General features: G+C 68.2%; 15 protein-coding genes. 9 read left to right on the plus strand and 6 right to left on the minus strand.

The annotated features are described in order from the left end of the window. Positions 1 to 11: 11 nt before the first annotated feature. Positions 12 to 734: a 6-phosphogluconolactonase gene (gene pgl / locus K2Y56_RS09040; RefSeq protein ID WP_292507042.1), complete on the plus strand. Its 723-nt coding sequence runs from the start codon at positions 12 to 14 to the stop codon at positions 732 to 734. Positions 735 to 816: 82 nt separating this feature from the next. Here pgl and K2Y56_RS09045 read toward each other — a convergent pair whose 3' ends face one another. Next, positions 817 to 1,908, minus strand: coding sequence for a 2'-deoxycytidine 5'-triphosphate deaminase (locus K2Y56_RS09045; protein WP_292507043.1), 1,092 nt, complete (start codon positions 1,906 to 1,908; stop codon positions 817 to 819). A gap of 222 nt (positions 1,909 to 2,130) precedes the next feature. After that, the gene (locus K2Y56_RS09050; RefSeq protein WP_292507044.1) at positions 2,131 to 2,568 is read right to left on the minus strand and encodes a hypothetical protein; all 438 of its coding nucleotides are present in this window, start codon (positions 2,566 to 2,568) and stop codon (positions 2,131 to 2,133) included. A gap of 244 nt (positions 2,569 to 2,812) precedes the next feature. Between K2Y56_RS09050 and apaG the strand changes: the two genes are divergently transcribed. Genes apaG through speG form a run of 3 tightly spaced genes read left to right on the plus strand, consistent with a single transcriptional unit; the run spans position 2,813 to position 4,977 of the window. Next, positions 2,813 to 3,205 carry a Co2+/Mg2+ efflux protein ApaG gene (apaG, locus tag K2Y56_RS09055; RefSeq protein WP_292507045.1) on the plus strand — a complete coding sequence of 131 codons (393 nt, stop codon included), beginning with the start codon at positions 2,813 to 2,815 and terminating at the stop codon, positions 3,203 to 3,205. Positions 3,206 to 3,209: 4 nt separating this feature from the next. Then, positions 3,210 to 4,382, plus strand: a complete 1,173-nt coding sequence (gene argE / locus K2Y56_RS09060) for an acetylornithine deacetylase (RefSeq protein WP_292507046.1) — start codon at positions 3,210 to 3,212, stop codon at positions 4,380 to 4,382. Between the two features lie 10 nt (positions 4,383 to 4,392). After that, positions 4,393 to 4,977: a spermidine N1-acetyltransferase gene (gene speG, locus K2Y56_RS09065; protein ID WP_292507047.1), complete on the plus strand. Its 585-nt coding sequence runs from the start codon at positions 4,393 to 4,395 to the stop codon at positions 4,975 to 4,977. Between the two features lie 89 nt (positions 4,978 to 5,066). On the opposite strand, the gene K2Y56_RS09070 is transcribed toward speG, so the two are convergent. From K2Y56_RS09070 to K2Y56_RS09085, 4 genes are all read right to left on the minus strand, one after another. Beyond that, entirely contained in the window at positions 5,067 to 6,206 is a 1,140-nt protein-coding gene (locus tag K2Y56_RS09070) for a hypothetical protein (RefSeq protein WP_292507048.1), read from the minus strand. Between the two features lie 279 nt (positions 6,207 to 6,485). After that, on the minus strand, positions 6,486 to 7,502 hold the full coding sequence (locus K2Y56_RS09075) for an Hsp33 family molecular chaperone (RefSeq protein ID WP_292507049.1): 1,017 nt from the start codon (positions 7,500 to 7,502) through the stop codon (positions 6,486 to 6,488). Positions 7,503 to 7,533: 31 nt separating this feature from the next. Continuing rightward, on the minus strand, positions 7,534 to 8,487 hold the full coding sequence (gene argF, locus K2Y56_RS09080) for an ornithine carbamoyltransferase (protein WP_292507050.1): 954 nt from the start codon (positions 8,485 to 8,487) through the stop codon (positions 7,534 to 7,536). A 145-nt stretch (positions 8,488 to 8,632) separates the two neighbouring features. Beyond that, positions 8,633 to 9,826 carry an aspartate aminotransferase family protein gene (locus K2Y56_RS09085; RefSeq protein ID WP_292507051.1) on the minus strand — a complete coding sequence of 398 codons (1,194 nt, stop codon included), beginning with the start codon at positions 9,824 to 9,826 and terminating at the stop codon, positions 8,633 to 8,635. 266 nt (positions 9,827 to 10,092) lie between these two features. Here K2Y56_RS09085 and K2Y56_RS09090 point away from each other — a divergent pair, with 266 nt between their 5' ends. From K2Y56_RS09090 to K2Y56_RS09110, 5 genes are all read left to right on the plus strand, one after another. After that, positions 10,093 to 10,566, plus strand: a complete 474-nt coding sequence (locus K2Y56_RS09090) for a RidA family protein (protein ID WP_292507052.1) — start codon at positions 10,093 to 10,095, stop codon at positions 10,564 to 10,566. Between the two features lie 8 nt (positions 10,567 to 10,574). Then, positions 10,575 to 11,333: a glycerophosphodiester phosphodiesterase family protein gene (locus tag K2Y56_RS09095; protein WP_292507053.1), complete on the plus strand. Its 759-nt coding sequence runs from the start codon at positions 10,575 to 10,577 to the stop codon at positions 11,331 to 11,333. A gap of 77 nt (positions 11,334 to 11,410) precedes the next feature. Further along, positions 11,411 to 12,646: a GNAT family N-acetyltransferase gene (locus K2Y56_RS09100; protein ID WP_292507054.1), complete on the plus strand. Its 1,236-nt coding sequence runs from the start codon at positions 11,411 to 11,413 to the stop codon at positions 12,644 to 12,646. Further along, positions 12,643 to 13,812: a M20 aminoacylase family protein gene (locus K2Y56_RS09105; RefSeq protein ID WP_292507055.1), complete on the plus strand. Its 1,170-nt coding sequence runs from the start codon at positions 12,643 to 12,645 to the stop codon at positions 13,810 to 13,812. Before K2Y56_RS09100 ends, K2Y56_RS09105 begins: the two co-directional genes overlap by 4 nt. Beyond that, positions 13,809 to 14,303 carry a glutathione peroxidase gene (locus K2Y56_RS09110; RefSeq protein ID WP_292507056.1) on the plus strand — a complete coding sequence of 165 codons (495 nt, stop codon included), beginning with the start codon at positions 13,809 to 13,811 and terminating at the stop codon, positions 14,301 to 14,303. Before K2Y56_RS09105 ends, K2Y56_RS09110 begins: the two co-directional genes overlap by 4 nt. Positions 14,304 to 14,307: the final 4 nt, after the last annotated feature.

The raw sequence follows: 14,307 nt of genomic DNA on the forward strand, positions 1-14,307 counted from the left end.
AGGAGAGGCCGATGATCCCGTTGCCCGACAAGTCCCGTCTCCTCCGCGACGGCGAGGCCGTGGCCGAGGCGGCGGCGGAGCATCTGCGGAAGCTTTGCGCCGACGCGCCGAACGAGCGGATCGCCGTCTGCCTCTCGGGCGGCTCGACCCCCAAGCGCCTGTATGAGCGCCTTGCGGGTCCGGACTGTGCCGACCTGCCCTGGCCGCGCCTGCACTGGTTCTTCGGCGACGACAGGGCGGTGCCGTGGGACGATCCTTTGAGCAATGTCCGCATGGTCCGCCAGGCCTTCGGCACGACGACCCGGATTCCGTCCGAAAACTTCCACCCGATGCCGACGCAGGACGGTCCCGATGAGGGAGCGCGCCGCTACGAGGCTTTGCTGAAGCGCTATTATGGGGCCGAAACCCTCGACCCGGCCCGGCCCCTCTTCGACCTCGTCCTTCTCGGGCTCGGCGAGGACGGCCACGTCGCCTCGCTGTTCCCCGGCAAGCCCGCCGTCGACGAGGAACAGGCCTGGGTCGTCGGCGTGCCGGAGGCCGGGATGACGCCCTTCGTGCCCCGCATCAGCCTGACCTTCCCGGCCCTTGCGTCGGCCCGCTCGGTGCTCTTCCTGATCAGCGGCGCGGGCAAGCAGGACCCTCTCTCCCGCCTCGCGGAGGGGGAGGACCTGCCGGTCGGGCGCGTCCGTGGCACGAAGCTCTGGCTCATCGACGAGGCCGCCGCCGGGCGCTGAGACGACCGGCACGGCTGCCTTCAATCCCGCTTCGGCAGGACTCGGCTTAAGGCAAGTGCATTCGCCCTGGCCGGCTCGCTGGTCAGGCGAAGTGCTTGGACAGCTTGAGGCCCTGAGCCTGGTAGTTCGATCCCGCCCCGGCCCCGTAGAGGGTCGCCGGCACCTCGGCCATGCGCTCGTAGACGAGGCGGCCGACGACCTGCCCGTCCTCGAGCAGGAACGGCACGTCGCGCGAGCGGACTTCAAGGACGGCCCGCGCCCCTGCCCCGCCGGCACTCTCATGGCCGAAGCCGGGATCGAAGAAGCCGGCATAATGGACCCGGAACTCGCCGACGAGGGGATCGAACGGCACCATCTCGGCGGCATGGTCGGGCGGCACCTGCACCGATTCCTTCGAGGCCAGGATGTAGAACTGGCCGGGATCGAGGATGAGGGCGCGGGAATCCTCTGCGGGCAGCGGCTCCCAGAAATCGGCGATGCGATGTTTGCCGGGCGCATCGACATCGACGAGGCCGGTATGGCGCCGCGCCCGGTAGCCGATCAGACCATTGAACCCGGCAAGGTCCACCGAGACCGCGACGCCGCCCTGGAACGAGGGCGTCGCGGTGCTGACCAGCGGAGACCGCGCATGCAGCGCCGACAACTCGGTATCGGTGAGGCGAACCTCGCCGCGGCGGAACCGGATCTGCGACAGGCGCGAGCCGGTGCGGACCTTCACCGGGAAGGTTCGGGGCGAGATCTCGGCGTAGAGCGGCCCGCTATAACCGGCCTCGACCTGGTCGAAAGCGCCGCCGCGATCGGTGATGACGCGGGTGAAGACGTCGATGCGCCCCGTCGAGCTCTTCGGGTTGGCTCCTGCCGAGATGTCGGACGGGAGAGCAAGGCTCTCCTGAAGTTCGGCGATGAAGACGCAACCCGTCTCCAGCACCGCGCCCTTCGTCAGGTCGATCTCGTGGAGCGCGAAGGCCTCGATGCAGGCCGAGACGGGGCGGCTTCCCGGCAGGAAGCTGGTGCGCACGCGGTAGGCGCGGGCACCGAGGCGCAGATCGAGGCTCGCGGGCTGGATCTGATCGCTGTCGTAGGGGCTCGCGGGACGAATGCCACCGGCCTCGGTCAGCGCGACGATGCCCCGCGCCGACAGGATGCCGTCCTTGGTTTCGGAAACGAGTCCCATGTCGATTGTCACAATCCTATTCCGTCGTCTCGACCAGCTTTGTTGCATCTTGTCTGGATGGAGGTTCAACGCGAAGTCAAATGGCTGACTTGCCCAGACGCGACGTCGTCCCTTGTTCGGCAGGTCACTCAGCGAGAGCGCTCTATCCAACCCTCGACGTCCTCCTGAGGCGCTGGCGTGCGGCCTCATGATGAGGTCGAGGGCTGGGACGGACCAGCGCCGTCACTCGTCCTCATTCTCCCGGCCCGCCCTGAACAAGGTCCAGGCGATGACGAAGCGGGTGATCCCGCCCATCGCCAGCAGCCCGGCGACGAGACTTGAGAGAACCGGAAACCGGTCTGGCCATGTGAACGCGGCGGCGGCGAACAGGAAGGCAACCGCCATCGTTCCCCGCTCCGATGCGAGCACCATCGAGGGCATAGCGGCGAGGCCAGGACCGCTTGGGCCCCGCAACGCGAGGCGCGAAGCGATCCGGCCGAGGCCGTCGAGGCCGAGGGCGCCGATCAGCACGGCGGCCGACCAGACATTGCCGGCGGGATCGGCGAAGGCGAAGACCAGCGCTAAGGCGGCGAGGCCGATGGCCGCCAGGGCTCCGCCGAGATCGCCCCGGCGGCCGGTTCCGAGGCTCGCAGGGCTGGCCGTCACGATCTCGCGGCGCACGTCAGAACCTCAAGCTTCCTCTGGAACGGCGTGAGCGCCGCCGCGTTCGATGCTCGGTCGCATCCGGCATACAGGGACCCGAGGCGGGTTCGGTCCGCACCGGCGAACGCCCCGTCTACGGTCTTCGCACCGATTGACGTGGTTTTCCGGTGGACGTACCACGGCGCCAACGACCTGTCGCGCGACCGACGACGGTCTGCGGCGCGAGCCCGGACGATGCCGGCGAGGGAGGCTTTCCACGGCGATGTACAAGGCCCAGACGCGCGGTATCAGCGTGACAGTCCAGCCCCGCTTCGTGGAGGAGGAATCCTCCCCGACCGAGAGCCGCTACTTCTTCGCCTACACCGTCGAGATCGTGAATAACGGTCCCGAGCAGGTCCAGCTGCGCGCGCGCCACTGGCGCATCATCGATGGGCGTGGCGCCTGCCAGGAGGTGCGCGGCGCCGGCGTCGTCGGCAAGCAGCCGGTGCTCGAGCCCGGCGAATCGTTCAGCTACACCAGCGGCTGTCCGCTCACGACGCCCGACGGCCTGATGGCCGGCAGCTACACCATGGCGACCGATGACGGCGAGAGCTTCGAGGCCGAGATCCCGGCCTTCTCCCTCGATTCGCCCCACGTCCGCCGCAGCGTCCACTAGGGCGATGTCCGCGCGCGAGCCGCGGCCTTCCTATCTCTCCCTCCTCGAACGGCTCGTCTCGTTCGACACCGAGAGTTCGAAATCGAACCTGGCGCTCATCGACAGCGTCTGCGACTACCTCGATGAACTCGGTGTGCCGTTCGTCCGCGTGCCCAACGCCGAGGGCAACAAGGCCGCGATCTTCGCCACGATCGGCCCCATGGTCGACGGCGGCATCGTCCTGTCAGGCCATACCGACGTTGTCCCGGTCACTGGCCAAGCCTGGACCACCGATCCGTTCACGTTGCGCGTCGCCGACGGGCGGGCCTACGGCCGGGGCACCGTCGACATGAAGGGCTTCTGCGCCCTGGCGCTGGCAGCGGTGCCGGACGCCATGGCTGCGAATTTGAAGCGGCCGATCCACATTCTCCTCTCCTACGACGAGGAGACGACCTGCCTCGGTGTCGCCGACACCATCGCGCGCTTCGGCGCCGATCTGCCCCGGCCGGGCGCGGTGATCGTCGGCGAGCCGACCGACATGGAGGTGGCCGACGCCCATAAGAGCATCGTCACCTACTTCACCACGGTCCATGGCCACGAGGCGCATTCGGCGAAGCCCATGCTCGGGGCCAATGCGGTCATGGCGGCGGCGGATCTCGTCTCTGAGCTCAATCGCATCGCCGACGCGATGATCGCGCGCGGCGACGCCTCGGGCCGGTTCGACCCGCCGGCGACGACCGTGCATGTCGGCACCATCCATGGCGGCACCGCCCGCAACATCCTGCCAAAGAGCTGTACGTTCCACTGGGAGTTCCGCGGCCTCCCCGACCTCGACATGGGAGAGATTCCGGCCCTCTTCGCCGCCAAGGTCGAGACGGTGACGCGCGAGCGCCTCAACCGCTACGGCGATTTCGGACGGATCGAGACCCGAGAGGAGGTGGCGGTGCCGGGCCTCGCACCGGAGCCGGGCTCCGAGGCCGAGCGTCTCGCGCTCAGGTTGGCCGGCCGAAACCATACGATCTCGGTGCCCTACGCCACGGAAGCCGGCCGTTTCCAGGTCGCCGGCATCCCGACTGTTGTCTGCGGGCCAGGCTCGATCGACCAGGCCCACCAGCCCGACGAGTACATCACCCTCGACGCTCTGGAGGCCGGCGCCGCCTTCATGCGCCGCCTGATAGCCGAATGCGGGACCCCGTGAGATCTCGGCCATGAGAACCGTCACCACCCGCACCATCGCCGCCGACGGCCCGGTCAAGCTGAGGCCGCTGGAGCGCGAAGACCTGATGTTCGTGCATCAGCTCAACAACAACGACAGCATCATGCGCTACTGGTTCGAGGAGGCCTACGAGTCCTTCGCCGAGCTGGCGCAGCTCTACGAGCGCAACATCCACAATCAGACCGAGCGGCGCTTCATCATCGCCAATTCCGACGGCGAGCCCGCCGGCCTCGTCGAGCTCGTGGAGATCAACCACCTGCACCGGCGCTGCGAATTCCAGATCGCGATTCACCCGGCCTTCCAGGGCCAGGGCTACGCGCCGCGGGCGACCCGGATCGCCATGGATTACGCCTTCAGCGTGCTCAACATCCACAAGCTCTACCTACATGTGGACCGCGATAATGCCCGAGCGGTGCGGATCTACGAGCGCTGCGGCTTCGAGCCCGAAGGCATCCTCAAGGACGAGTTCTTCGTCAACGGCAAGTACCGCGACGCCGTGCGGATGTGCCTGTTCCAGCCGGCCTATCTCGCCAGGCGCGGCGGCGGCGACATCGCGGAACCCATCCTCAAGACCTGAGGGCGGCGTCGATCAGATCTTCGCCATGGCATCCGGAACGACGAAGGGGCGGCCGATCGGCCGCCCCTCTTTGAGCTCAGGTATCGACCTCAGTTGCGGCCGCCACCAGCCGCCGCACCGCCAGAGGCGCCACCCGCGCCGCCGCCCATGCCGCCGCCCGCGCCCATGCTACCGCCGGCACCGCCGCCGGAACGACCCGAATTGGTCCCGACATTGCGGGTCCCTTCGTTCATGCCGCCCTGGCCGCGCTCGGCGCCGCCACGCTCACCGCGATCGGCGGCGTTGCGGATGCCCGAGGACTCGGTGCCGCGCTCGTTGCGGTTGGCCTCGTTGCGAGTGCCCTCGCCGCGGAGGTTGCGCTCGCTACGGTTCTCGTCGCGGCTAACGCTCCGTTCCTCGGACCGCGTGCTGACGCTGCCGCGCTCGCTCCGCTCACGACGCTCGTTGAAGTTGGCGTTCACGGTGCCGCCGCGGCGCTCGGTGGTGGTGACCGACAGGCGACGATACTCAGGCGAACCGTAGACGACGCGCTGTCCGCGGATCGTCACGTAGCGCTGCCCGCCTTCGCGGACGGTCACGAGACGACGATACTCAGGCGAACCGTAGATCACGCGTTTGCCACGGACGACGACGTAGCGCTTACGACCGCCTTCGACGTAGCGCTCACCGCCACCGCGGCGCTCGATCACGACGAGACGACGATACTCGGGCGAGCCATAGACGACGCGCTTGCCGCTGATGGTGACATAACGGCCGGACCGACCACCACCGAACCGCTCCGAGCGGACGTCGGTGCGGCTCTCGCTGACGCGCCCACGGGTCTCCCCACGGGTCTCGGTGACGCTTCCCCGGTTCTCGCGGCTGGAGACATCGCTGCGGCTGCTGCGCTCGGTGCTCCCGTCCTCACGGCCGCCGCGGCGCTCGGCCCGATCCTCGTTCCCCTGACGGCTGCCGCGCTCGGCGCCGTCGCGGCCAGCGGCCTGACCCTGGCTTGCACCGTCGCTGCGTCCGCCCGAGCGCTGAGCGGATTGCTCGCTGCCCGACGCTCCGCCGCCACGGCTCGCACCCATCTGTCCGCCCGAGGACTCGCCGCCACGGCTCGTACCCATCTGCCCGCCGCTGGTTCCGCCGGCTCCGCCCGCCCCACCAGCGCCTGCCCCGCCAGCACCCTGCGCGTACACAGACGTCGTCATCAACAAAGCAGCTAAGCCAATCGCGTACTTCTTCATCGACGTTCCTCCAATGTGATTGCAGGCTTCGAAACGCCGAAGGTTGCCAAACGGTTTCAAGCCAATTTTGCTTTTATCGCCCACCTTATTGAACTGGTGATTTCATCATGAAGATTGCGAGAGGTGCATCCACGAATGGGTGGCAGCAATGAAAACAAGTGCAATTTTTGATGGTGCCGCTGACTTCGGCCCTTTTACTGCGCAGCTTGCGTGAGGTGCTCACCCTAGACCTCGTCAGCCCAGCCTTAGCATCTGAAAGGCCGAAGTCTTTGGGGCCTCTTACGGCCGCTCCGCCTGCGCATCGATCTCAGCTACCACCTCTGCCGGATCGATATCGTAGCGGCGCGAGCAGAACTCGCAGGTGATGCCGATACGGCCGTCATCGGCGACCATGTCGCGGCGCTCGGCATCAGAGAAGGACCGGATCATGCCGAGCACGCGCTCGCGCGAGCAGCGGCATTCTTCGCGCACGGATTGCGCCTCGAACACCCTGACCCCGCGCTCGTGGAACAGGCGGTACAGCAGGGTCTCGCTCGACACCGTGGGATCCACGAGCTCGTGGTCCTCGATCGTCGAGACCAGCGAGCGGGCCTCCACCCAGGCATCGTCCTCGGGCGTTCCATTCTGGTCGAGGTGGACGTGGCCCTCGGGGATGTCGCCGGGAGGCAGGTCGGCGAGGCGGGCCCGGTCGATCGATTGCGGCAGGAACTGAACCAGGAGACCGCCGGCCCGGTAGGTCGTCGCGCCGTCCTCGAACTTCTCGGCAACCGCGAGTCGTACCTGCGTCGGAATCTGTTCGGACTGGCGAAAATACTGGTGGGCCGCCTCCTCGAAGCTCTGGCCTTCCAGGGCGACGACGCCCTGGTAGCGGCTGCGCTCGGACCCCTGGTCGATGGTCATGGCGAGATGACCTTGGCCGACGAGGTCGGCGGCCTTGGCCGGCGCGCCTTTGAGCGCCGCCACCCGTTCCGCATCGAACCGTGCGGTTGCACGCAGCCGGTCCGGCGCCTCGAAATCGACGACGATCATCTCGACTGGGCCGTCGGTGCGGGTCTGGAGCTGGAAGCGGCCTTCGAACTTCAGCGACGATCCGAGCAGCACCGTCAGCGCCGCCGCCTCGCCGATGAGCCGAGCCACCGGATCTGGATAGCCATGCCGGCGCAGGATCGTATCGATGCAAGGGCCGAGGCGCACCACCCGCCCGCGCACGTCGAGGGTCTCGACGGAGAATGGCAGGACGGCATCATCGCCGCCTTCGATTGCGTGTTCTGAGGTCATTCCGTGTTCTGAGGTCATGGCCTCTCATATAGGGAGGAGCTGCGAACCTCTAAAGCCCGTCTGCGCGCAGGCACCACGCCAGGATGCCCTTCTGCGCGTGAAGGCGATTCTCGGCCTCGTCGAACACCACCGATTGCGGCCCGTCGATGACATCGCCGGTGACCTCCTCTCCGCGGTGGGCCGGCAGGCAGTGCATGAAGACCGCGTCCTTGGCCGCAGCCTTCATCAGCTTGGCATCGACCCGATAGGGCGAGAGCAGGTTGTGGCGATAATGCTCGTCGTCGTCGCCCATCGAGACCCAGCAATCGGTGACGACGGCATCCGCTCCGTCCACCGCCTCGTAGGGATCGGTGGTGACGTTGATGCGCGCGCCCTCAGCCTTCGCCCAGGCGATCAGGTCCGGCGGGGTCGAGAGCTCGGGCGGGGCGGCGACATTGAGGGTGAAGTCGAACCGCGCCGCCGCATGGGCCCAGGAGGCGAGGACGTTGTTGGCGTCCCCGGACCAGGCGACCGTCCGGCCCTTGATCGGCCCGCGATGCTCCTCGAACGTCATCACGTCGGCCATGATCTGGCAGGGATGAGAGACCTTGGTCAGGGCATTGATCACCGGCACCTCGGCATGCTCGGCGAGCTCTCGCATGAGGCCGTGGTCGAGGATGCGGATCATGATCGCATCGATGTAGCGGGACAGCACGCGAGCTGTGTCGCCCACGGTCTCGCCGCGCCCGAGCTGCATTTCCTTGCCGGTGAGCATCAGCGTCTCGCCGCCGAGTTCGCGCATCGCCACGTCGAAGGAGACGCGGGTGCGGGTCGAGGGCCGGTCGAACACCATCGCCAGCATCTTGCCGGTGAGCGGCCGCCCGGCGGCGACCTCGCCCTTGCGGCGGCGGCTCTTCATGGCCGAGCTGGCGTCCAGGATGGCGCGCAAGGTCTCGGCAGGAAAATCCTTGAGGTCGAGGAAGTGGCGGGGACCTGCCGCGGCCCCATTGAGCGTCGTCGTCATCTGTCCGTTCTTCAGCTTGTCCGGCTAAGGGAAGGGGGCCGTTCGATTGGTTGGCCCGGTCCGCCGGATGGAAAACCCGTCCGCCTCCCATCGAGGCGGGCGAGGGTCTTGCGAGGTCTTGCTTTGCTGAGATCCGTGGCCACCCCTACTCGGCGGCGCCGCGCAGCTGGACCTCGAAGCGTGCCGCCGTCGCCTCGATCCGCCCCACGGCCGCGGCGATGTCGGCTTCGGTGAGGATCAGCGGAGGCAACAGCCGGACCACGTTGTCGCCTGCGGGGATCAGCAGGAGGCGCTGGTCCCGCGCCGCCGCGGCGAACTCGGTGTTCACGACATTGAGCTTGAGGCCGAGCAGCAGGCCATCGCCGCGGATCTCGGTGACCACATGCGGATAGCGGTCCCGCACGGCGGCGAGGCGCTGCTTGAGGAGGAGGCCCATCCGCCGGACATGGTCGAGGAAGCCGTCTTCCAGCACCACGTCGAGAACGGCATTGCCCACCGCCATGGCGAGCGGGTTGCCGCCGAAGGTGGTGCCGTGGCTGCCGGGCGTCATGCCGCGGGCGGCTTCCCTGGTGGCGAGGCAGACACCCAGGGGGAAGCCGCCGCCGATGCCCTTGGCGGCGCTCATGATGTCGGGGGCCATGCCGGCCCATTCATGCGCGAAGAGCTTGCCGGTGCGCCCGACCCCGGTCTGGACCTCGTCCATGATGAGGAGGAGGCCGCGCTCGTCGCAGAGCTCGCGCAGGCCGCGCAGGCATTGCGGCGGCACCGAGCGGATGCCGCCCTCTCCCTGGATCGGCTCGATCATCAGGGCGGCGGTCTCCGGGCCGACGGCCGCGAGGAGCGCCTCGTGGTCGCCGAAGGGCACCTGGTCGAATCCGTCGACCTTCGGGCCGAAGCCCTCGATGTATTTCTGCTGGCCGCCGGCCGCGAGCGTCGCGAGGGTCCGGCCATGGAAGGCGCCCTCGAAGGTGACGATCCGGTACCGCTCCGGCTGGCCGCCGGCCGCATGGTACTTGCGCGCCATCTTGATGGCGGCCTCGTTGGCTTCCGCGCCCGAATTGCAGAAGAACGCGACGTCGGCGAAGCTCGCATCGACGAGGCGCTGGCCGAGCCGCTCGCCCTCCGGGATCTGGAACAGGTTCGAGGTGTGCCAGAGCTTGCCCGCCTGGGTCGTCAGCGCGGCGACGAGGTGCGGATGGGCGTGACCGAGTGCGTTCACCGCGATCCCGGCGCCGAAATCGAGGTAGCGCTCGCCCTCTGGCGTGACTAGCCACACGCCCTCGCCGCGCTCGAACGCGACGGGAGCCCGGGCATAGGTCGGCAGCAGGGCGGATGTCACGTGTCCGTCTCCGTCGCTCTCGCGGCCTAACAGGAGCCGCAAATGACAATGCCGCCTCGAAAGGGGGCGGCACGCGCGCGATTACTAGAGAAGCGAGTGGTTCTGTCAATCACGCCGTCGGCATCGGATGGTCTATGCCTCATCAACAGGCAGACATGAACACGGCGGCCGCGTGCAAACCGCAGGACTTGCATCCCGCCACGCCTCCATGCTCAGAGCGCCGGCAATGGCGCGGTGCAGCGCCGGCCGAGAGGACACACCCGCCTATGAGCACCGTCACGGAACGCCTGGCCGAACTCGGCCTCACCCTGCCCAAGGCCGCGGCCCCGGTGGCGAATTACGTCCCCTTCATCCGCAGCGGCAACCTCGTTATCGTTTCCGGCCAGATCTGCTTCGGCCTCGATGGCACCCTTGCGGCTGATCACAAGGGCAAGCTCGGCGCCGAGGTCACGGCCGAGGCGGGGCTGGAAGCGGCCAAGCTCTGTGCCCTCAACGTGCTGGCACAGGTCCAGGCGGCGGTGGGCGACCTCGATCATGGCGTCGTCCAGTGCCTGCGTCTCGGCGGCTTCATCAACGCCGCCCCCGGCTTCCACGCCCTGGCGCCCATCATGAATGGCGCCTCCGACCTGATGGTGGCTGTGCTCGGCGACCGCGGCCGCCACGCCCGTTCCACCGTCGGGGTCGCCGGCCTGCCCCTCGACGCCGCCGTCGAGGTCGAGGCGATGTTCGAGGTGAAGTGAGGCGTGGGATGGGCGTGACCATGAACGCCCCCGCCTGGCTCACGGCGCGGCCGATCGCCCATCGCGGCCTGCACGATCGCGCCGCCGGCATCCCGGAGAACACCTGCGCGGCGGCGCGAGCCGCCATCGCCGGCGGCTACGCGATCGAATGCGACGTCCAGCTCAGCGCCGATGGCGAGGCGATGGTGTTCCACGACGACGCCCTCGGGCGCTTGACCGAGGCCACCGACCCGATCGGAACGCGCAGCGCATCGGATCTCGCCGGCCTCGCCATCGCCGGGACGAGCGAGCGCATCCCGACGCTGGCGGACTTCCTCTCGATCATCGCCGGGCAGGTGCCGATCGTGATCGAGGTGAAGTCGCGCTTCTCCGGTGACCTCCGCCTGACGCGGCGGGTCGTCGACGTGGTCTCCCCGTATGACGGCCCGGCGGCGGTCAAATCCTTCGATCCGGCCGTCGTCGCGGCACTCGCCGAGCTTGCGCCCGCGATCCCGCGCGGGATGGTCGGCGAGTCGAATCAGGACGATGCGTCCTACGCGAGCCTGAGCCCGAGCTTTCGCCGCTCGCTCGCCAACCTCCTGCATCTCGGCGAGACCCGGCCCCACTTTCTGTCCTGGCGCGTCGACGACCTGCCCTGCGCCGCCACCTTCCTCTGCCGCCACCTCGCCGGCATGCCGCTGATGACGTGGACGGTGCGCAACCAGGACCACCGGGCGCTGGCCGCGGCCCATTCCGACCAGATGGTGTTCGAGGGATTCCGGCCTTGAGGCTTCCAGGTCGCCCGTGGCCATAGGCGACCCTATGGCCGCTTGCCCCTCGCCCACCTGCCATTAGATTGCTGGCCATGGAGAAACCGGGCGATGCGGCCAGGGCCGCGCCAGAGTTGCAGGTGCGGCCGCTGACGGGCCTCGCCCAGATCCCAGCCGCGGATTGGGATGCCTGCGCCACCTCGCCCGAGACTCTGGCAGCCGGCGACGAGACCCACAACCCCTTCCTGTCCCATGCGTTTCTCTCCGCATTGGAGGATTCAGGGTGCGTCTCCCGCCGCTCCGGCTGGATGCCGCTGCATGTCCGTGTCGAGTGCGAGGGGAAGCTCGTCGGCGTGGCGCCCTGCTACCTGAAGTCCCACAGCCAGGGCGAGTACGTGTTCGATCACGGCTGGGCCGACGCCTACGAACGGGCCGGCGGCAGCTATTATCCGAAGCTCCAGGTCAGCGTGCCGTTCACGCCGGTGACGGGCCCGCGCTTCCTGATCGCGCCGGGGCAGGATGTCGAGCTGGCGACCTCCGCCCTCGTCGCCGGACTTCGCGCCCTCAGGCAGGAGACGGAGGCCTCCTCGATCCACGTCACCTTCATGCAGGAGCGCGAATGGGCCGCCGCCGGCGCTCTGGGCTTCCTGCAGAGGGTCGACCAGCAATTCCACTGGGACAATGCCGGCTACGCCGGTTTCGAGGATTTCCTCGGGGCTTTGGCATCCCGCAAGCGAAAGGCGATCCGGCGCGAGCGCCGCGACGCGCTGACCAACGGCATCACCATCGAACACCTCACCGGCGCCGACCTCACCGAGGAGGTCTGGGACGCGTTCTACGGCTTCTACGTCGATACCGGCGCCCGCAAATGGGGCAGGCCCTACCTCAACCGGCGGTTCTTCGCGCTCATCGGCGAGCGGATGCCGGAGCGCGTCCTGCTGGTCATGGCGAAACGCGAGGGCCGCTACATCGCCGGCGCGATCAACTTCATCGGCGATGCCGCCCTCTACGGCCGCAACTGGGGCTGCTCGGAGGATCATCCCTTCCTGCATTTCGAGGTCTGCTACTATCAGGCCATCGATTTCGCGATCGCGCGCGGGTTGAGGCGGGTCGAGGCCGGCGCTCAGGGCGAGCACAAGCTCGCCCGCGGCTATCGCCCGGTGATCATGCACTCGGCTCATGATATCGCCGATCCGGGCCTGCGCCGTGCGGTGGCGGATTATTTGGCGCGCGAGCGCGCGCACATCGTCGAGGTGGCCGGCGCCCTCGACACCCTGACGCCGTTCCGCCGCGGCGAGGCGCTTGGATCGTCCAGCGAGGAGAGCGAATGAACACGATCGACCGCATCGGCACCTATGCCGCGGAACTCACCGCCCTGAGGCGCGATCTCCACGCCCATCCCGAACTCGGCTTCGAGGAGGTGCGCACCTCGGGCGTCGTGGCGGAGCAGTTGGAGCGGTTCGGGATCGCGGTGCATCGCGGCATCGGCGGCACCGGGCTCGTCGGCGTGCTGGAGGGGCGCTCCGCCAATGGCCGCCGCATCGGGCTGCGGGCCGACATGGACGCGCTGCCGATCGAGGAGGCGACCAACCTTCCCTATCGCTCGACGATCCCCGGAAAGATGCATGCCTGCGGTCATGACGGCCACACCACCATGCTGGTCGGCGCCGCGCGCTACCTCGCCGAGACCCGCGATTTCGACGGGACCGCGCTCTTCATCTTCCAGCCGGCCGAGGAGGGCTTGGGCGGCGCCCGGGCGATGATCGCCGACGGGTTGTTCGAGCGGTTCCCCTGCGACGAGGTCTACGGCCTTCACAACGCTCCCAACGTTCCGCGCGGTCGCATGCATATGCGCCAGGGCCCGGCGATGGCGGCAGCCGATTTCTTCGACATCCGCGTCATCGGCCGCGGCGCTCACGGCGCCCAGCCCCATCGCGGGATCGACCCGATCCTCGTCGCCACGGCCCTCGCCCAGGCGATGCAGTCGATCGTCTCGCGCAATGCCAACCCGCTCGAGAGCGCGGTCCTTTCGATCACGCAGATCCATGCAGGAGCCGCCTACAACGTCATTCCCGAGGAGGCGCATCTCGCCGGCACCATTCGGACCTTCGATCCGGAGCTGCGCCGACTGATTTCGGCCCGCATCCGCGAACTCGCCGCAGGCCTCGCATCCGCCTATGGCGCGACCATCGAGGTCGAGATCCGCGACGTGTTCTCGGTGCTGGTCAACAGCCCGGCCCAGACCGCGGCGGCCGCGGAGATCGCCCGCGAGCTGTTCGGCGCGGAGTCGGTCGACGATTCCGCCCGCCCCCATATGGGCAGCGAGGATTTCGCCGACATGATCGCGGCGGTACCCGGCGCCTATGCCTGGATCGGCATGGATACCGGGCCGAACCTGCACAATGCGGCCTATGATTTCGACGACCGCATCATTCCACTCGGCAGCGCCTACCTCGCCAGCCTCGTCGAGCGCCGCACCGGAGCCTCGATCGCGTGACATCTCTCTACGACCTCGCGCCGAGGAGCGCCGACGGCGCGCCCTATCCGCTGGCCCAGCATCGCGGAAAGGTTCTGCTCATCGTCAACACCGCCTCGAAATGCGGGTTCACGCCGCAATACGAGGGGCTGGAGGCCTTGTGGCGGCGCCATCGCGCTGATGGGCTCGTGGTGCTCGGCTTTCCCTGCAACCAGTTCGGCGCGCAGGAGCCGGGCGATTCCGAGGAGATCTCGCGATTCTGCAGCCTCACCTACGATGTCAGCTTTCCCCTGATGGCGAAGGTCGCGGTCAACGGGCCTGAGACGGACCCGGTCTTCGGCTATCTGAAGAGCGAGAAGAAGGGCTTGCTCGGCACTGCCGGCATCAAGTGGAACTTCACCAAGTTCCTCGTGGGGCGGGACGGCCGCGTCATCGGCCGCTACCCGCCCCAGACCAAGCCGGCCGACCTCGAAGGCGAGATCGCGAAGGCCCTGGCCGAGCCGGGGCCCTGAGGCT

This window comes from Methylobacterium sp. (assembly GCF_019745455.1).
Lineage (GTDB): Bacteria > Pseudomonadota > Alphaproteobacteria > Rhizobiales > Beijerinckiaceae > Methylobacterium.

Bases quoted from the DNA above. Each gene is read 5' to 3' on its own strand.
- K2Y56_RS09095 (WP_292507053.1), top strand. From the start codon at position 10,575: ATGGGCGTGACCATGAACGCCCCCGCCTGGCTCACGGCGCGGCCGATC.
- K2Y56_RS09070 (WP_292507048.1), bottom strand. From the start codon at position 6,206: ATGAAGAAGTACGCGATTGGCTTAGCTGCTTTGTTGATGACGACGTCT.
- argE (WP_292507046.1), top strand. From the start codon at position 3,210: ATGTCCGCGCGCGAGCCGCGGCCTTCCTATCTCTCCCTCCTCGAACGG.
- pgl (WP_292507042.1), top strand. From the start codon at position 12: ATGATCCCGTTGCCCGACAAGTCCCGTCTCCTCCGCGACGGCGAGGCC.
- K2Y56_RS09045 (WP_292507043.1), bottom strand. From the start codon at position 1,908: ATGGGACTCGTTTCCGAAACCAAGGACGGCATCCTGTCGGCGCGGGGC.
- K2Y56_RS09090 (WP_292507052.1), top strand. From the start codon at position 10,093: ATGAGCACCGTCACGGAACGCCTGGCCGAACTCGGCCTCACCCTGCCC.
- K2Y56_RS09075 (WP_292507049.1), bottom strand. From the start codon at position 7,502: ATGACCTCAGAACACGGAATGACCTCAGAACACGCAATCGAAGGCGGC.
- argF (WP_292507050.1), bottom strand. From the start codon at position 8,487: ATGACGACGACGCTCAATGGGGCCGCGGCAGGTCCCCGCCACTTCCTC.
- apaG (WP_292507045.1), top strand. From the start codon at position 2,813: ATGTACAAGGCCCAGACGCGCGGTATCAGCGTGACAGTCCAGCCCCGC.
- K2Y56_RS09100 (WP_292507054.1), top strand. From the start codon at position 11,411: ATGGAGAAACCGGGCGATGCGGCCAGGGCCGCGCCAGAGTTGCAGGTG.
- K2Y56_RS09105 (WP_292507055.1), top strand. From the start codon at position 12,643: ATGAACACGATCGACCGCATCGGCACCTATGCCGCGGAACTCACCGCC.
- speG (WP_292507047.1), top strand. From the start codon at position 4,393: ATGAGAACCGTCACCACCCGCACCATCGCCGCCGACGGCCCGGTCAAG.